The organism is Flavobacterium soli DSM 19725 (assembly GCF_000422705.1).
Taxonomy (GTDB): domain Bacteria; phylum Bacteroidota; class Bacteroidia; order Flavobacteriales; family Flavobacteriaceae; genus Flavobacterium; species Flavobacterium soli.
Window position 1 is genome coordinate 1 of sequence record NZ_AUGO01000002.1, and the last position, 18,524, is coordinate 18,524.

Genomic DNA, 18,524 nt, shown 5'->3' on the forward strand with positions numbered 1-18,524 from the left:
AGGCTACAGATGTAAAGGCAGTAATGTCATAGTCGAGTAGTACTAATAACCCGTAAGCTTATGTACATCCTTTTCCCGGGCCGCAAGGCTCGGGGAGAAACTTTCTAATATATACTTTTCTTTATCTCAGTGTGTTGATAATATAATGTGATCGAATCCGATCGCGTAACGACCTAAGGTGGTTATTGCGGCGGGGCTCACCTCTTCCCATCCCGAACAGAGAAGTTAAGCCCGCCTGCGCAGATGGTACTGCAGTTATGTGGGAGAGTATGTCGTCGCCTTTCTTTTGAAAACCCCTCATCATTCGATGAGGGGTTTTTTGTTTTAGATATGTCTTGTCCTGAAATAGCGATACACAAAATTCATCGTTATGGAAACCCTTCAAGAAAATCGCTATGTAAAGCGAACACAGAAAGATTACCCAATGTCTTTAAAGCTTCAAATTGTTCACGAAATAGAAACTGGCAAGCTCTCTATTTCTGTAGCAACTAAGAAGTATGGAATTCAATGTAGGAAAACAGTTGTAGAATGGCTCAAGAAATTTGGTAACTTTGATTGGGAGAACCAAATCCCTTCAAATATGCCAAAATCACAGAACAAAAAATAATGGAACTTGAAGCTCAAGTCAAATTATTAGAAAAGCAAAAAGCCTTTTTAGAACAACAAGCTTATCTTGCCGATAAGAAAGCTATCATTTTTGATATGATGATTAATATTGCTGAACAAGAGTATAAAATCGACATACGAAAAAACTTGCCACCCGAACAATCGACCAATTCAAAGAACAAGAAAAACAAACAATAAAGTTTGCCTGTACCTTGTTCGGGATAGATAGACAGGTTTATTATAGAAAGATCAAACGTCGTTTTAACAAGCAAAACAAAGCCCGGTTAGTTGTTGATATGGTTTTAGAAATCAGATCACAAATGCCAAGAATTGGCGCCAAGAAATTGTATTATCTATTAAATGAAGATTTAAGGGTTTTAAAAATCGGCAGGGATCGGTTTATTGATATTCTTAGAGCCAATCATTTACTCATTACTCCAAAACGTTCTTATCATATTACAACAAACTCACATTCTCGCTTTAGAAAATACAATAATCAAATACTAGATTTAGAAATAAACAAGCCAGAACAAGTCTGGGTATCTGATATAACCTATATAGGAAAAAGAGAAAAGCCTTGCTATCTGAGTTTAATAACCGATGCGTATTCTAAGAAGATTGTTGGTTATAACGTATCTGACAATTTAAATACTGAAAGCAGTTTGGTGGCATTACGATTGGCTATAAAACAAAGAAAAAATAAGGATCTAGTTTTAATACATCATTCTGATAGAGGGTTACAATATTGTGCCAATGAATATCAGAAGCTATTAAGCAAAAACAAGATAAAACCAAGTATGACACAAAACTCCGATCCGTATGAAAATGCTATAGCAGAAAGAATTAATGGTATTTTAAAACAAGAATTCAACATTGATAAATACAACAAAGACTTACCAATTATGAAACAAATAATAAAAGAAACTATTAAAATTTACAATGAACAAAGACCTCATTATTCTAATCACATGCTAACACCAAATCAAATGCATCAACAAAATAAATTGAAAATGAAAACCTATAAAACAAAAAACACTTGCAAGAACGCTCTTGCAAGTGTTTCATTAATTATTTTTGTCTAATAAATCTGTATCGATTTTTTAGGACGAGTCATGATGCTGGTATGCTGGATATAGGTATTGGGTTTCCAACTGAGAAGCATTGATGAAATAAAATGGCAGAAATTTGTTATTGGAAATCTCTATAAATGGATAGAAATATTACGTATCAACCACAAAAGCATGACTGTCCTTATGATAATGGTTTAAAAAAGAAAACTATTAATCTTGTAAATCTATTCTTTTGAAATTGAATATCTAAAATTGATATATGTGAAAATAAAATTTGCTGAGAATTGTAAAAAGTAAGAGATATAATGAGTTTTTATAAATACTAAACGAATGAATGCTATTAACTATAGAATATCTACATTTGATTTCAAATTGCGATAATCGTAAGTAGGAGCATATATAGTTTATTACTTTAAACAATGAAACATACGATGAAAGTTTTAGTCATAGGATTTGTTTGGCCTGAGCCTAATTCTTCTGCAGCAGGCTTGCGAATGCTACAATTAATTGAAATATTTTTAGCAGAGGGATATAAGGTCACTTTTGCGTCAACGGCATTGGATAGTGATTATATGGTCAATCTTTCTTCAATAGGTGTTGATACTATAAGAATTGAGCTTAATTCAGATACATTTGATTTCTTTTTAAGGGAGTTTAATCCTTCAATCGTTTTATTTGATCGTTTTATGATTGAGGAACAATTCGGATGGAGAGTTGCTTCGAATTGTCCGAATGCTTTAAGAATTTTAGATACTGAAGATTTACATAGTCTAAGAGCATCTAGGCAAACCGCCTTTAAGGAAAAGATAGATTTTGAAATTGATAGTTTACTTTTGCAAGAAATTACCAAGAGAGAAATTGCGAGTATTTTAAGGTGCGACATCACATTATTAGTATCAGAATTTGAAATCAATATTTTGAAATCACTCTTCAAAATTGACAAGAGTCTCCTCTTTTACCTTCCAATTTTTGTAGAACTAAACAATGATTCTATTTCGAAATGGAAAACTTTTGAAGAAAAAAAAGATTTTATGTTCATTGGTAATTTTCTTCATGAGCCTAATTGGAATGCTGTTCAGTTTTTAAAACAAGAAATTTGGCCTCTTATTCGTAAAAAGATGAAGAATGCCGAATTGAAAATTTATGGAGCCTATCCTTCTCATAAGGTATTTCAATTACATAATGACAAGGAAGGATTTCTTATTATGGGAAGAGCCGAAAATGCTGCAGAGGTATTTAATACTGCAAAAATTATTCTGGCTCCTTTGCGTTTTGGAGCAGGAATTAAAGGAAAGCTACTAGAAGCAATGCAGTATGGTACTCCAAGTGTTACAACTTCGATTGGTGCCGAAAGTATGAATGTTGATTTAAAATGGAATGGTTTTATCACAGATGATGTCGAAACTTTTGCACACCATGCTATTACTTTATACAACGACGAGAAATTATGGAACGAAGCTAGATCAAATGGTATTGAAATACTTAATAACCGTTATAGGAAGGAATTGTTTGCTCCTTCATTCATAGAATATGTTCTAAAAATTAAAGCGGAATTAAAAAATCATCGGAAGAAAAATTTTATGGGAGCTTTATTGCAACACCATACACTTAGAAGTACTGAATATATGTCCAGATGGATACAGGAAAAAAATAAAAACTGATTTCTGATATTTTGTTAAATACTTTTGACTTTTTTTCTCAAAGAAAATAAATTGTATATTTGATAAGGTATTTATGTTAAACTATGTCTTATTCCTAAAAGTATTTCCATTTTGTTTTCTTTTTAGAAATAGGTTTTCCCCAAGTTAAGATGGCATTTAAGAAAATAATCTCTACTATTCTTTTTTTTATAACTTCTATCGGTTTTTCTCAGTTAGCAGATTTTAATTTAAATGTTGTTGCTACCGACGAAACCTGTTCAGGAAACGGAACTTTAGAAATGACAGTTTCAAATACAACTCCTGGATCTGAAATTATATATAGCCTTTACCTATCGCCTGATTATACTAATGCTATTGCCGAAACTTCTATAAATTCATTTGGTAGTTTGCAAGCCGGGAATTATAGGGTTATAGCAACTCAAAGTTTAACAGGACTCTCAAATTCTCAGCAACAAGATGTAGTAATTCAAGACTTTGTAGAAACTTTAGATTATGGTCTTTCGTTTACTACGGTTACGGAATGCGATGTTACGGGTACAATTTCTGTGGATGTTATAGCTGGAAATCCAGTTTCCTACGAAATTATATCAGGACCTGTCCTTGCTCCTCAGCAATCATCAAATGAATTTCCTGGATTGCCTGCTGGAACCTATATTATAAGAGTTTTTGATGATTGTGAAAATGCTCTTTCTAAAACCTATACAATGTTCTTGCCAGGTAACAGTTTGGAAATTGGCGTAGCTTCCTATCCCATAATTTACGACTCTTGTACAGAGGTAGTGGTAACAAATTCCATTTCTGGTCCAGCAGGTGGTGAAATTGGATATCCATTAACAATAACCTACACACTGCATCCGCCAGATGGCTCTCCAGATCAAGTTGTAACTCAAAACCTAACATCTGGGCCTTCAGATATTATAGAGCTCACAAACACGCTTCCCTTATATGGAGATCAAGTTTATGAGTTTGATTTATTAGTAGTCGATAATTGTGAAACGGAATATACAATAGTCAATACCATCGATCCAAATCCAATTGTTGAGTTGTCATTGCGGGATGCTCCATGTGCAAATCATTATTTTACACTTTCAGTTAAAGGCTTTCTGCCTCCCTACACAATTAATTTTGATGAAGCCCCAGATGATTTTATTCCTGCAGACTTTAATCCAATTTATCCTGGACCAGCTTCAGATCCTCTTCTGGATTTTGGAGATGAGGAAAATCCAGTACCTTTTGGAATTTATATTGTTTCGATAGTAGATTCCTGTGGACGAATTGGGAGTTTTGAACTCGAAGTAGAAGAAACTGAACTAGATCCAATAGTAAGTGGTGGTAGTGGTCAATGTGGTGTAGGTCCAGGAGTTATTAGGGTAGCGATTCCAGATGATAGAATAATCGTTTCTGCAATTATTACCGTTGCTCCACCAGCTTATACAGAGCCTCTTCCATCGGATATTACTTCTTTTGTTGATGCAGAAGGAGTTCTTCTGGCTGATCTTCCAGTTGGAGATTATCAAATTACAATAATTGATGATTGTGGTTATGAATATTTAATTGAGCAAGATGTTCCAGAGTTTGAAATGCAAGAATTAGCAGCTTCGGCTTTGCCAAATTGTGACCCTGGTAGCGGATCGCTAATGGTTTCAAGCGGAAATGGAAATCTTGTTTCGATAGAGATGACGGGTGCTCCATTAACCTATAATGAAATTTTGCCTTATGATGTAACATTCAATATTGATGCTGCAACCGGGGATTTTTATATGAGTAATTTACCTGCTGGAGCATATACCTTCGAGGCAATAGACGAATGTGGATTTGAGTTGGAAATCACTCAAGAAGTTGTCGGATATACTACTACTCCAGATGGATGGCAACTTACACGAAATTGCGGATCCTTTAATCTCGGGCTAAGTGACACGGATACGACCGTTACCGATCAACAATATTGGTTTCAAAGATTTTTTCCCGAAACAAATTCTTGGGGACACCCCTATATCGGCGGAAGTTATGTAGAAGGAACAGTTCCTAATTCTTCAAATGCGATTGAACTTCAAAACTTCAATGTGATTTATAATTTGTTTTTACTGGGAGATTTCAGGATTATCAAAGTATTTGCATCCTATAACAGTGGTACAGGAAATACAAATTGTTTGGATGAATATGCACTATTCACGATTTCAGAAAAATTAATCATCAATGGTGCTTATAGTCTCGACTGCAATGGAGGTTCTGGCCCTTCAGATATTATTTTAGATGTTGTTGGAGTGGCGCCTTTCACCTTTAGTATTACAGCTCCATTTGAGTTTGATAACGGAAATAGCAATGTGTTTTCTGGATTAGCACCCGGTATTTATGACTTTGAAGTAATGGACAATTGCGGAAACATTCAAAATACCAGGGTAGAAGTAGGCAACCTTCTTCCTTTGGCTAGAGCCAATACACCAGAAAGTATGCTAGTCTGTCGAACTGATACTAATCAAGTGGGGGTTTTTATTCTTTCCGACCAAAATATTCAAATTTTAGGCAATCAAAATCCAAATGATTATTCCGTTACCTATCATCTAAGCCAACAGGATGCAAATTCAGGAAACGCTCCTTTGGATGAGGCTTACACTAATATTTCGAATCCGCAGACCATTTATGCTAGGGTGACTCATAAAACGCTCTCGGATTGTTATGCCACAACTTCTTTTCCAATTTTTATTGGTAATAATCCAATACTAACCCCAACTCTTCCAATTTTTGTATGCGAAGGAAACAGCAGAACATTAAATGCCGATCCAGGTTTTGATGCTTATGAATGGACAACTGGCGAAACTACTCCTTCGATTGTCATTACACAACCTGGGACTTATGGTGTCACCGTCAAGAATGTGTATCAAGATTTTACTTGTGATAGTTCAAAAGAATTCATTGTTACAGGTTCTGGGATTGCAAGTTTTGTGAATATAAATACTTTGGATTGGACGGCTTCAAACAATACCATAACGGTTCTGGTTTCTGGAAGCGGCAATTATGTGTACTCTTTGGATAACGTAAATTTTCAAGTTGAAAATACTTTTACAAATTTATTACCAGGAGAATATACCGTTTATGTAAAAGATTTGAATGGATGCGGAACAATCAAGGACACCTTTTCCTTACTCAATTATCCAAACTTCTTCACGCCAAATGGAGATGGTTATAATGATACATGGAACATCAAATTTGCTTCTTTTGAACCCAATATGCATATTGATATTTTTGATCGATATGGAAAATTTTTAATCCGATTATATGGAGATGGTCCAGGTTGGGATGGTACCTATAATGGACATCTTTTGCCTTCAACCGATTATTGGTTTGTAGTGATCAGAGAAGACGGAACTACACACAAAGGTCATTTTGCAATGAAACGATAATCTTATTGGTATTTCTTGTAATACTTGTAAGCCTGATAAACCGCCATTCCCACAAAAAATAAAGGAATAATATGTGAAAGCAAATATTTTGATAGCATACTCGTGCCTTCTGTAACCAAATTCAAAAGCATTACGACCGTCAAGATTCCCGAAAAGCTTCCAATTAAAGTTCCTGTCAAATAAACAAGATTTAATTTTTTGCCTAAAGTGATATAATTCGCATTTACGACATACACATTCCAACCTAACCAAAATGGGATTTGCATAAAATTCAAACTACTAAAAATAATCCCAATCAAATAGGCCGAATACTGTATATAACCTGATAATTGATTATCGGTTGTGCCATCTGTTTTGGATTGGGAATAAAAGACATACGCCAAAACCAGCATGAAAATAATCGAAAAAAAGTCGATAAATTTCATCAGTTTTTTATTTCGTGCCAATTTATCTGCAAAAAGTAAGGTGCAATAAATGACAATGGCTTCGATAGTTATGACTCCCAAAAGATAGAGCAAAAGGCTGTTTATTCCGCTTTTCGAATATACTTCAAAACCTATAATATTGAGGTATCCCAATGGAATCGAGCCAATAAAGCTCACCAAGAATCCAACGAATATATTTTTTAAAGCTTTTAGCATTTAGAAATTTACGATTTTTTTGCTTTGTTCCAAATGCATCCGGTATTCTTTCATTCCGGTTTTATGTTCCAAATACGGAAATCCTCTTTTATGATTTTCAACGCTTATTTCATACATATAGGTAATATGTCGGAACAACTCTTTCCAAGCGAAAAAAATCGAATGTTTCGGATCATAAATATGAGTCGGTTCGCTTGCAGCCCCGTTTAACTCAACGATTGAAAAATGCTCGCCACGTTCTAATTCTTCCAATGAATTGTACATCAAATCCATTCTTCCAAAATAAAAACCATCAATTTGAAGGCATATTTTATTTAAAGTTGTATTCAATTCTGGAGTAATCCAGTTACTTCCATCAATAAATTTCGCACCCCTGGCATGATTGCCATACGGCACAAGGTTTATCTTTTCGCCTTGAGCGGGAATCGTTAAAAGCTTGTTACCATATTCGCGTTTCAAGGCTTTCAACTGCAATTCATATCGAGGATTTTCTTTAATTAATTCTTCGATTGTAGCAAAACCATTTCCAGTTACAATCAAAAACTCCTTCGCAACGATTCCTGTTATTTTTCCTTCTTTTTCATGAGGATATCTCACATAAAAAATCCCAATTTCATTTGGATAGGGAATCAAATCTTGAACCAGATAATCAAAATCGGCTTTTTCGGTATAGGATTTCAAATCTTCTAAAGTGTCGATTTTCTTCACAGCAGAACCTCTCAAACCGATATCTGGTTTTGCAATTAAGGGAAATTTTATTTCGCTTTCGCGGATGACATCCAGAACTTTTTCATAGCAAGTACCTTCTTTAATCAATTCGGTTTTTGGATAATACTGCTGTGGAATCAAGTCATAAATGGCTTTTTTCGATTCCATCATAAAACCGCCATTCTTGATAGTGGGATTACAGGCATTAAAAAAGAAAATCGACTTCGCTCTCAAAGCATAAAATGCCCAAAGAAAATACACTGGAATATACACCACCAAAAATGGCCAGTATTCCCAATGTGTCAGTTTGTGAAAAAATAATTTCAAGAGAATTTAGTATTGCTGTTAACTAACACATTATAATTTTCTCCATCTATCAAATCATAATGATTCATAATTATTTTATCGTTTTGAAGAACTGTTTGTGTAATCGTCAAAGTTTTCAACGCATCATTTCGGTTGATAATTAAACCATTTTCAGCATTTGAGTTTTCAGTATAACGATGAAAGCCAAACATTTCGTCCTCTGAAGCATCTTCTTTATTTTGCATAAAGCGATAAAACCATTCTGATCGCTGTTCCCTGATTTCCTTTGGGTATAAAGTAGAAGACGACCAAATGTGATTTTTGGATGTATCCAAATCGACCCTGCTTTTGATACTTCCGTTCCAACGTAACTGATACAATTTTGAATCTTGATATAAGACCAATGTAAAAGGTTCTACATTTTCTAAATCAATTGCATTCCAATGGTTAATTGGCGAGTCATTACTGATGAGCTCCAAAACAATCAAACCCCGACTTCTGCTATATGGTGGTTGGTGTTTGTGCTTTTCATCGGCACCATTTAAGAGCACCAATACGGTTCCGTTTTCTGCAACGGCATACCAAGTCCCACCCGCTTTTGGGTCTTTAGGAAAAGTAATTTTTTTTTGATTTATCAAATAGGTTTCGGGGGGCAAAGCCGTTCTCAAAACCGCTTCGTCACGATTGGAGGTAATAATTATTTTATCTTTTGAAGGAACAAAACTTACTGTGCACATTTACTTCTGTATTCTATAGTGGAACGTGCAACGCCAAAATTAGCATCAATTTGGATGTCTTCGCATTGCAAAATCGCAACTTTTATCAATGCCTGATGATGAATGCAATGTTCTAGATTATAAAGCAATTCACGGTGATAGTTGCTGTCAATTCTAATTTCTTCTCCATCAATTATTTGTTGCAATTCGATTTTTTTGTTAGGTTTGTCCAAGTTGTTTTTGATGTCAACAATTTTGCTTTTAGCAAATTCAGTACTGGTTTGAATTAGAATATTCCGTTCACGTTTGTCATAATTTACCAAGCCAATTTCATAAAAATTTTCAAGGCATTGAAACATTTCAATAATATGGCGGGTGTGTTCTCCGATAGTTGCATTGCTCAACTGTGGACACGGTTTAGCATATTCACTATCAGAAAGTTGATCCAGTAAGTCAACTAATTCGTTCAAGCTATTGTGAATAGAAGGTAGAAGCATTTTTAAATTTTAAATTTTAGTAAATCTGGAATTTTTTCTTTGTTCTGAATTATTAAAATCAAACAGCAAATAAAAGTAATTAACGCCAAAGCGAAAAGTGTTCCACCATCATTTTTTACTTCAATTCCTAGCACAAATATATGAGAAAAAATCGCTCCTGCCATTGTACCCAATCCAGTAATTGCTCCAAGCAAGGTAGTTCTTGGCAATAAAATTAAAATTGAAGCTAAAAGTTCAACAATTCCAGAACCAATTCGGCCCACAGGCTCCATTGCTAAAGTCGTAAAAATATAGACACTTTCTTCTGCACCCGTAAATTTGAAATATAAAGTTTGAACCAAAATTACAACCGCAACAAGTTTAACAATCCAAGTAAATATTGAGTTTTTCATTGAATTTTTTTTATAAAGTTAATTGATTATTTTTTTCCAATTTGCATCGGCTTTTTTCTTCAAATTTGTTTCGTCTTTGTTCCAGCTTTTAAGGGTATTGTTAAAAAAGGCGTTGTAATACAAGTATAATTTACCGTCTATAATTTTAAAAGTTTCTGGATCTATTTCAACTTTTTCACCATAATCACCCATTGCAAATGCACACCATCCTCCATATTGGGGCTCATAACCTGAAGGATTTTTTAAAAATAATTCCTTGTTTGATTGTGAGGAGAAATTATATACAACACCTTCATAGGTTGCTGTTAAGGACGATTTTCCTTTTACTGCTTTTTTCTGCGTAAAATAGGCAACGGGATCATATCCTTGAATTGCAACCTTATCTTCAAGATTGAAGTCTCTGGTTCTTTTGGCTGCATTTTGAGAAAATGCTGTCATAGACATTACTGAAATTACGAATAATAAAAATGCTTTTTTCATGATTTTAATTTTTTATGTTTTTATGAGACAAAAATAGTTCGATAGCAAAAGCTGTTATGTCTGCTAGTTTACATTTGGCATCAATTAAAAGGAAACGATATAATTTATTCCCGCAACAAAGCCTCTTGTCAATCCATCCGGACGAATAGTTCTAACAACAAATGGAGCAGCTAGTGACACTTCAATCGAATTTTTAGTGTTAAAATGGTAGGCTGAAATGAGATTTCCATTTATAGTTAATCCATCAGAACCTTTTATAGTTTCGCTCTTGCCAAATTGATTTTTAAAGCTGTCCTCACCAAGATGATAGATAAAAAGCACATTTGGCTTAAAAACAAGTTTTTCATTTTTTGTTTTTAAAGTATAGGTTGTTCTAAATAAAGCATCTGATTTTCGTTCAAATAAATTAGTGGTAGGGAAATCATCAGTACCCGAAAATTCTTTAAAATAGGAATTCTTGTTATTGTTGAAAACGGGTAGTTGAACAACGGCATTAAAATCCCATTTTTTATATTTCAAATTAGTTCCTAGAAATAAATCGAAGGTACCCAAACTTGCTTGATAATCTAATGGTAACGAATATCCATTGATTTTAAGATTGGAACTTGTAAAGGGAAACTTCCACCCACTCAAAACACTCCATTGCTTTTGGTTTTTTTCCTTAAAGGCATAATTTCCAATTAGAAAAGCATCACCAAAACTGGCTCTTGTGCCAAAACTCCCATTAGCAGACGAAAAGGTGACACGGGTTGTGAGTGTGAATTTTTCTGAGAATTTTCTAGTATAGGCTATAAAGGGTGAAATATAAGTTACATCAGCTTCCCCAACACCAAAGACGGTGGCTATTTCTAAGGTGTTTTTCGTTGATTGATCATTAGCCTCCCATTTGTTTCCAACAGAACAAATTCCAGCATCGCTACAACCTTGGGCTTTTACTGAGGATAGGGTTAAGAGTAGGCCAAATGTTATAAATATTTTTTTCATACTTTAATTTTGAGTTAATGCCGCGATTGCAAATAAATGATTGTATTGTTGGCAATGAATCAGAACATGAGAATAAGAAGCTAGATTAACAGCCTGCGGAATGGAATATACCGTTGATGAAGTTAAATTGCCTAAAGTAACAAAATCACTAGGAGAAGCTGATCTTGAGAGGTAAACCTTCAAATCGGGACCGTCAGAAATACTAAAATCATCCAGTTTTAATTTATAGGAATTGTTTTCAAAATAGATTTTTGCACTTCCAGTAACCGTTATTCCGGAGGTTGGCAAAAACAAACCAGTATAGTTCAAAACACTTGTTTCAGAAATGGTTTCGTCTAGCAAGCCATCTCTAGTTAGTTCACCTTCATTTTCACAAGAAAATAAAAAGAAGAGAACAGGAAGTAATAAAAGTTTTTTCATAGCAATTTTATTTTTATTGAAACAAAAATAAGTACTGCAGAAAAAGCAAATTGTCGGCTAGTTTACAAACCTTTATAAATACTAGTTCAATTTAGAAATATCTTCAATTATAATCTCTTTTCGATTGTATAAAATAATCTTTTTTTCTTCTAATTCATTGAGTAGTAAAGTGGCAGTTTGCCTAGAAGTACAAATAATCTGAGCAATATCAACTTGAGTCAGATAATTGGTAAGTCTGTATTTAAGGCCATCTTGGATGCCTTCACGTTCAGCCCAATCTTTCAAGAAAGAACACAATCTGGTTTTGGCATCTTTAGAAACCAAATTGGAATAATTGTTTTTAAAGCGCTTCATTTTTAATCCCACAAATTTAGTGTAGGACAAGGCAAGCGTTGGATTCCGAACCAATAAATCTTCAAAATCCGATAGGAGAAAACTGCAAATGGAGACTTCATCGGTTAAAACCTTGGCATATTCATTAATGTTTTCATCGGCTTCCAGTGATAGTTCGCCAAAAAGATCGCCTTTCTGGAGAATTTCTTTGATGGTTTCATTCCCGTTTTCATCTATAGAAACAATTTTTATATTTCCTTTTTTGAGTAAATAAATCCGAGGAACTTCTGATGAAGAGAAATAAATAATATCGCCTTTATTGGCTTTTTTGAATCCTGTTATGATGCATAACTGCTTGATTTGCGACATGCTTAGCGTCCAAAATAACTTATGGTCTCGCAAATACCAATATTTTAATTCATCATACATCAGATAGCAATTTATAATGTAAAAGTATAAAAAAACGGTTCAAAAAAGAAAACCCTTTCGAGGTAAAATACCAAGAAAGGGTTATTATATTTTGCTATGTAGTTTTTATGAAACCAATCCTCTAGAAATAACGATTCTTTGAATTTCAGAAGTACCTTCATAAATCTGGGTGATCTTAGAATCACGCATCATTCGCTCCACATGATATTCGGCCACATAACCGTTTCCACCGTGAATCTGAACGGCGTCATTGGCCACTTCCAAAGCAATTTCAGAGGCATATAATTTTGCCATCGCTCCAGAATGTGCTATGTCTTTACCTTCATCTTTTTCGCAAGCCGCTTTCATTACCAATAATTTTGCAGCAGTAACTTTCACATACATGTCAGCCAATTTAAAGGCAATAGCTTGGTGGTTGAAAATTTCCTTGCCGAAAGCTTTTCTGTCGTGCGAATATTTCAAAGCAATTTCATAAGCTCCAGTTGCGATTCCTAATGCTTGAGAAGCAATCCCGATTCGTCCACCATTTAATACATTCATGGCAAATGCAAAACCAAATCCGTCTTCGCCAATTCTATTTTCTTTTGGAACTTTTACATCCGTAAACATCAAAGAATGTGTGTCAGAACCTCTGATTCCCATTTTCTTTTCCTTTGGACCAATTTCAAATCCAGCCCATCCTTTCTCCACGATGAAAGCATTGATTCCTTTGTGTTTTTTCTCAACATCGGTTTGTGCAATTACCAAATAAGTTGAAGCAGTTGCACCATTTGTAATCCAGTTTTTCGTACCGTTTAATATATAGTGGTCGCCCATATCGATAGCAGTCGTTTTTTGCGAAGTCGCATCACTTCCCGCTTCTGGCTCGCTCAAACAGAAAGCACCAATTACTTCTCCTTTTGCCAACGGCACCAAATATTTCATTTTTTGTTCCTCGTTGCAGTATTTTTCCATACCTGCACAAACCAAGGAATTGTTTACCGACATGATCACGGCTGCCGAAGCATCAACTTTTGCAATTTCGGTCATGGCCAAAACATAGGAAACGCTGTCCAATCCAGAACCTCCGTATTTCGGGTCCACCATCATTCCTAAAAATCCAAGTTCACCCATCATTTTGACTTGTTCCGTTGGAAATTTAGAATGTTCATCTCTCTCAATTACACCTGGCAAAAGTTCTGCTTGTGCAAAATCTCTAGCGGCTTGTTGAATCATTAATTGCTCTTCGGTTAGATTGAAATCCATAATTTTATAAAATAAAAATTGTCGTATATTTAAAAAATGTGGTCAAAGATAAATTTTTATTGTCAATTTTTCAATGCAATTTTATAATTTTAGCCAATGTTTAAGCAAAACTATAACGTTATCGGAGTAATGTCGGGGACTTCATTAGATGGAGTCGATTTGGCACATATTCATTTTTCAATACTGGATAATAAATGGCAGTTTCAAATATTTGAAAGTGAAACGGTTCCGTATATTCAGGAGTGGATAAACAAACTTAAAAACGCTGTCGATTATTCAGAAAAGCAACTGAAGCAACTCAATGCAGATTATACACTGTTATTAGGAACCATTATTTCTGATTTTATTTCCAAGCATAAAATCGAAAACCTCGATGCCGTCTGTTCTCATGGACATACGATTTTGCATCAGCCACAAAACGGTTTTACGTTGCAAATTGGCAATCTTCCCGAAATATCGAAAATTATCAATCAAAAAGTAGTTTGCGATTTTCGTATCCAGGATGTTGAATTAGGCGGGCAAGGGGCTCCATTGGTACCAATTGGTGACCGAATTCTTTTTTCAGAATATGAGTATTGCCTCAATCTTGGTGGTTTTTCAAATGTTTCTTTCGAAGAAAACAATACAAGAATTGCCTTTGATATTTCGCCTGTCAACACCGTTTTGAATTTCTATGCCAATCAACTTGGATTCGATTATGACGACGAAGGAAAAATTTCAAAGTCGGGAAAGGTAAATTCTGATTTATACAATCAACTCAATGCACTCGATTTTTATCAAGAAAGCTATCCAAAATCATTGGGTTTCGAATTTGTAAAAGAAACAATTCTCCCGTTAATCGAAAGTTTTGAAATTCCGATAGAAGATAAGATGCACACGTTTACCGAACATATTGCTTGTCAAATTGGTTGGGCACTCAAGGTAAAAGAAGGAAAGCTGTTCATCACGGGCGGTGGAGCTTACAACAAATTCCTCATCAACCGAATTCAATTTCATTTACCCCAAATGCAAATCATCATTCCTGAAAGTAAAATCCTCGAATTCAAGGAAGCTTTAATTTTTGCTTTGTTAGGTGTTTTAAAATTACGGAATGAAATTAATGTTTTGTGTAGTGTTACTGGGGCAACAAAGGATCATTCGAGTGGGGTTATTTATACGAATCAAGGGTTAGAGTAAAATTGTGATATTCTTCTTGCTAGACCTGACAGGTTTTTAAAAACCTGTCAGGTTTTCAATTATAAATTTAGCGCTTGATTGATTGAAATTTTCCATGCACAACCATAGGCCAGAAAGCGATGAATTAGAATTGTTGATGGTTTTGGTTAAGGATTATGATGATAAGTACTTCTAAAAGTAAATGCAAATTCCGTAAAAACAAGTTCTGTAGGAACGACCAGTTTTCATATCAACATGATCCAACTTCAATTCTGTCATTGTTAGATGACATCTGGCTTTTCTCTGTTTTAGAGTTTAGACGATTGATTTGTAACCTTTTTGGTGATGTCTAAAGGATGCTTTATTTTTGATAAATCAATAGTTAAACTAAAAAAAAATGAAAAAAAAGAATAGAGAGTATTTCGGAATTGAATAAATTTTTAAAACTTTTCAAAGAGTATGATTTAAATAATGTTCAAAGATTAAAATATGATGTCAGAGCGTTGTTAATAACGAAAAAACAAATCGAAACTGTTATTCAAATAATTGAAAGAATTACGATTTATGAAAATCAATCATTTAATGATAAACTAAATGTAATTGAAAAAGAGGTGAATCAACTTATAATGTTAGTAAATCAATTCATAAACTTATTCAATAGAAATTTTAATGTTGTAAATAAGAATTCTATTGATATAATTATATGCAATACTGAAATTGAAATAGGGCTAAATAAAAAAATCAATGAATTACTAGGACAGAGTACAAGAATTCGAATCTATATGAGCACAGACGATACTAGAATTATCACCTTGTAAAACTTAAATAATATAAAGAAAAGATTTTTTTCTTTTTTTACACTTTGTGTAACACCTATTTCAACCCAAAACTCTAATCCTAGAACCTTACACCCTCCTCTAACAGTTCTTTCCAAAAAATCACAAAAAATACCAAATTCTCATCAACCTATTTTTTATATTTGCAAAAACTAAACATATCGCAACATAATGAAAGATTTATTACATAAATTTGAAAATAAGGAGCCAGAAATAGTATTCAATTGGAAAGATGCCGAAACCGAAGCCGAAGGTTGGACAGTTATTAACTCACTTAGAGGAGGAGCTGCAGGTGGAGGAACTCGTATGCGAAAAGGTTTGGATATGAATGAAGTACTTTCGCTTGCCAAAACAATGGAAGTAAAGTTCTCGGTTTCAGGTCCGGCAATTGGTGGAGCAAAATCTGGAATCAATTTCGATCCTAATGACCCTCGAAAAAAAGGAGTGCTGCAACGTTGGTACAAAGCGGTTTCTCCATTATTGAAAAGCTATTATGGAACAGGTGGCGATTTGAATGTTGACGAAATCCATGAAGTAATTCCAATGACCGAAGAATGTGGTGTTTGGCATCCACAAGAAGGTGTTTTCAACGGACATTTCAAACCAACCGAAGCTGATAAAATCAACCGCATTGGGCAATTGCGTCAAGGAGTTGTAAAGGTGATTGAAAACCCATCTTTCTCTCCAGATGTTGCTAAAAAATATACCGTTGCTGATATGATTACAGGATATGGCGTGGCTCAGGCCGTTCGTCATTTCTATGATATCTATGGAGGTTCAGTAAAAGGCAAGAAAGCAATCGTTCAAGGTTTCGGAAACGTAGGTTCTGCAGCGGCTTTCTACCTTGCCGATATGGGTGCGAAAGTGGTAGGGATCATCGACCGTGATGGTGGTTTGATAAAAGAAGAAGGTTTTACTTTCGAAGAAATCAGAACTTTATTCCTAAACAAAGACGGAAACAAATTGGTTGCCGAAAATATGATTCCTTTTGAAGAAATCAATGCTAAAATTTGGACAATTGGTGCTGAAATTTTTACACCATGTGCAGCTTCAAGATTGGTGACTCAAGATCAAGTAGATAGTATGATTGCTTCAGGATTAGAAGTAATTTCGTGTGGAGCTAATGTTCCTTTTGCTGATAAAGCAATTTTCTTTGGGCCTATTATGGAAAACGTTGATGCGAAAGTTAGCTTGATTCCAGATTTTATTTCAAACTGCGGAATGGCTCGTGTTTTTGCCTATTTCATGGAGAAAAAAGTGCAAATGACAGACGAATCTATCTTCAACGATACTTCGGAAATCATCAAAAATGCAATTGTAAAGGCACATACTATCAACAATTCAAAAACCAATATCAGTGCAACAGCTTTCGAAATAGCATTGAAGCAATTGGTGTAAACAATCGTTGAAATTCTATATAAAAACTTAAAATTCCTTTATTTGATAAAGGAATTTTTGTTTTAAGTCAAATTAAGGATATATTTACGCAACAATTTTTAAATCATATTAGCGTTACCATTATAAATACAAAACAATTATGAGTTTACTACTTCAGGCAGATACTTTAGGCCAAGCGGCAACACAAATTGCAGAAGACGTTGCAACAACAAAAGAAATCACATTGATGAGTATTATTTTTAGTGGAGGTCCTGTTGGGATAGCCATTATGAGTGCTATCTTTATCATGCTGTTCTTTGCAATTTATCTTTATTTTGAACGATTGATGGCGATAAAAGCGGCATCCAAAATGGATCAGACCTTTATGACCCAAATCAAAATGTATTTGCAACAAGGCAAGATAGAAAATGCCCGAATGCTTTGTGTTTCTACAAATTCTCCTGTAGCACGACTTATCGAAAAGGGAATTTCCCGTATCGGAAAACCTTTAAATGACATCAATATTGCAATCGAAAACGCAGGAAAATTAGAGGTCTATAAACTAGAGAGAAACGTTAGTTTGTTGGCTACGATTTCGGGAGCAGGTCCAATGACTGGTTTCCTCGGAACGGTTGTCGGGATGGTAATGGCGTTTCACGAAATGGCGGCTAGTGCATCTAATAAAATCGAAATGAGTGTTTTGGCCGAAGGGATTTATACCGCGATGATGACAACAGTTGTTGGGTTAATTGTGGGAATTATTGCTTATGTGGGATACAATCACTTGGTGAGTATCACGGATAAGGTAGTGAACATGATGGAAGTGAGTGTAGTAGATTTCCTAGATGTATTAAATGATCCAGTATAATTATGAATTTACGAGGAAGAAATAGAATCAATGCCGACTTTAATATGTCGTCCATGACGGATATCGTTTTCTTGTTGCTAATTTTCTTTATGATAGCAGTGACGACGATGACAACCACTAATGCTTTGGATTTGGTATTGCCAAATTCTGACGGAAAAGCCGATGAGGTAGAAACTGTAGCCGTTAGTGTAGATGAGAAATTGAATTATTATATAGACAAGCAGCAATATCCAGAAGAAGAGTTGGAAAATGCATTAAAGGCACTTTTGGCAGATCAAAAAGAACCGAATGTAGTGTTGAATGTGGCAAAAGGTGTTCCGATTGAAAATGCCGTAAAAGTAATGGATATCGCTTATCGAAATAAGTTTAAAATTGTATTGGCTGTAGCGCCAAAATAAA

The 18,524-nt window shown here is 34.6% G+C and carries 19 protein-coding genes and 1 rRNA gene; 10 read left to right on the forward strand and 10 right to left on the reverse strand.

Translation table 11 applies throughout. The annotated features are described in order from the left end of the window. The first annotated feature begins 174 nt into the window (after positions 1-174). From rrf to G508_RS19400, 6 genes are all read left to right on the forward strand, one after another. Positions 175-284, forward strand: a 5S ribosomal RNA gene (gene rrf, locus G508_RS0103075). Positions 285-370: 86 nt separating this feature from the next. Continuing rightward, a complete protein-coding gene (locus G508_RS20265; RefSeq protein ID WP_211223371.1) occupies positions 371-607 on the forward strand; it encodes a transposase in 237 nt (78 codons plus the stop codon). Then, the gene (locus G508_RS20270; RefSeq protein ID WP_211223372.1) at positions 607-804 is read left to right on the forward strand and encodes a hypothetical protein; all 198 of its coding nucleotides are present in this window, start codon (positions 607-609) and stop codon (positions 802-804) included. Before G508_RS20265 ends, G508_RS20270 begins: the two co-directional genes overlap by 1 nt. Positions 805-818: 14 nt before the next feature. Then, the gene (locus G508_RS0103085) at positions 819-1,688 is read left to right on the forward strand and encodes an IS3 family transposase (RefSeq protein WP_026703948.1); all 870 of its coding nucleotides are present in this window, start codon (positions 819-821) and stop codon (positions 1,686-1,688) included. Between the two features lie 407 nt (positions 1,689-2,095). Then, positions 2,096-3,337 carry a glycosyltransferase family 4 protein gene (locus G508_RS0103090; protein WP_026703949.1) on the forward strand — a complete coding sequence of 414 codons (1,242 nt, stop codon included), beginning with the start codon at positions 2,096-2,098 and terminating at the stop codon, positions 3,335-3,337. 149 nt (positions 3,338-3,486) lie between these two features. Further along, positions 3,487-6,738, forward strand: a complete 3,252-nt coding sequence (locus tag G508_RS19400) for a T9SS type B sorting domain-containing protein (RefSeq protein WP_051197415.1) — start codon at positions 3,487-3,489, stop codon at positions 6,736-6,738. A gap of 2 nt (positions 6,739-6,740) precedes the next feature. Here G508_RS19400 and G508_RS0103100 read toward each other — a convergent pair whose 3' ends face one another. The 10 genes from G508_RS0103100 to G508_RS0103145 all read right to left on the reverse strand — a co-directional run bounded on the left by G508_RS0103100 (position 6,741) and on the right by G508_RS0103145 (position 13,889). Further along, positions 6,741-7,379: a hypothetical protein gene (locus tag G508_RS0103100; protein WP_026703950.1), complete on the reverse strand. Its 639-nt coding sequence runs from the start codon at positions 7,377-7,379 to the stop codon at positions 6,741-6,743. After that, the gene (locus G508_RS0103105; protein WP_026703951.1) at positions 7,380-8,414 is read right to left on the reverse strand and encodes an ATP-grasp domain-containing protein; all 1,035 of its coding nucleotides are present in this window, start codon (positions 8,412-8,414) and stop codon (positions 7,380-7,382) included. Next, positions 8,411-9,130 carry an NRDE family protein gene (locus tag G508_RS0103110; RefSeq protein ID WP_026703952.1) on the reverse strand — a complete coding sequence of 240 codons (720 nt, stop codon included), beginning with the start codon at positions 9,128-9,130 and terminating at the stop codon, positions 8,411-8,413. Before G508_RS0103110 ends, G508_RS0103105 begins: the two co-directional genes overlap by 4 nt. Next, positions 9,118-9,606 carry a hypothetical protein gene (locus tag G508_RS0103115; protein ID WP_026703953.1) on the reverse strand — a complete coding sequence of 163 codons (489 nt, stop codon included), beginning with the start codon at positions 9,604-9,606 and terminating at the stop codon, positions 9,118-9,120. Before G508_RS0103115 ends, G508_RS0103110 begins: the two co-directional genes overlap by 13 nt. A 2-nt stretch (positions 9,607-9,608) precedes the next feature. Beyond that, positions 9,609-9,998 carry a DoxX family protein gene (locus tag G508_RS0103120; RefSeq protein ID WP_026703954.1) on the reverse strand — a complete coding sequence of 130 codons (390 nt, stop codon included), beginning with the start codon at positions 9,996-9,998 and terminating at the stop codon, positions 9,609-9,611. 18 nt (positions 9,999-10,016) lie between these two features. Next, on the reverse strand, positions 10,017-10,478 hold the full coding sequence (locus G508_RS0103125) for a YHS domain-containing (seleno)protein (protein ID WP_026703955.1): 462 nt from the start codon (positions 10,476-10,478) through the stop codon (positions 10,017-10,019). 84 nt (positions 10,479-10,562) lie between these two features. Next, positions 10,563-11,462: a hypothetical protein gene (locus G508_RS0103130; protein ID WP_026703956.1), complete on the reverse strand. Its 900-nt coding sequence runs from the start codon at positions 11,460-11,462 to the stop codon at positions 10,563-10,565. A 3-nt stretch (positions 11,463-11,465) separates the two neighbouring features. Continuing rightward, entirely contained in the window at positions 11,466-11,882 is a 417-nt protein-coding gene (locus tag G508_RS19405; RefSeq protein WP_051197417.1) for a DM13 domain-containing protein, read from the reverse strand. An 81-nt stretch (positions 11,883-11,963) separates the two neighbouring features. Continuing rightward, the gene (locus G508_RS0103140) at positions 11,964-12,644 is read right to left on the reverse strand and encodes a Crp/Fnr family transcriptional regulator (protein ID WP_026703957.1); all 681 of its coding nucleotides are present in this window, start codon (positions 12,642-12,644) and stop codon (positions 11,964-11,966) included. 105 nt (positions 12,645-12,749) lie between these two features. Continuing rightward, positions 12,750-13,889 carry an acyl-CoA dehydrogenase family protein gene (locus G508_RS0103145; RefSeq protein ID WP_026703958.1) on the reverse strand — a complete coding sequence of 380 codons (1,140 nt, stop codon included), beginning with the start codon at positions 13,887-13,889 and terminating at the stop codon, positions 12,750-12,752. A 96-nt stretch (positions 13,890-13,985) separates the two neighbouring features. Here G508_RS0103145 and G508_RS0103150 point away from each other — a divergent pair, with 96 nt between their 5' ends. The 4 genes from G508_RS0103150 (at position 13,986) to G508_RS0103170 (ending at position 18,523) form a co-directional block, all read left to right on the forward strand. Continuing rightward, complete coding sequence (locus tag G508_RS0103150) at positions 13,986-15,065, forward strand: anhydro-N-acetylmuramic acid kinase (protein WP_026703959.1); 1,080 nt, start codon at positions 13,986-13,988, stop codon at positions 15,063-15,065. Positions 15,066-16,051: 986 nt separating this feature from the next. Further along, the gene (locus G508_RS0103160; protein WP_026703961.1) at positions 16,052-17,278 is read left to right on the forward strand and encodes a Glu/Leu/Phe/Val dehydrogenase dimerization domain-containing protein; all 1,227 of its coding nucleotides are present in this window, start codon (positions 16,052-16,054) and stop codon (positions 17,276-17,278) included. Between the two features lie 139 nt (positions 17,279-17,417). Then, positions 17,418-18,125, forward strand: coding sequence for a MotA/TolQ/ExbB proton channel family protein (locus tag G508_RS0103165; protein WP_026703962.1), 708 nt, complete (start codon positions 17,418-17,420; stop codon positions 18,123-18,125). 2 nt (positions 18,126-18,127) lie between these two features. Beyond that, entirely contained in the window at positions 18,128-18,523 is a 396-nt protein-coding gene (locus G508_RS0103170; RefSeq protein ID WP_026703963.1) for an ExbD/TolR family protein, read from the forward strand. The last annotated feature ends 1 nt before the right edge of the window (position 18,524 follow it).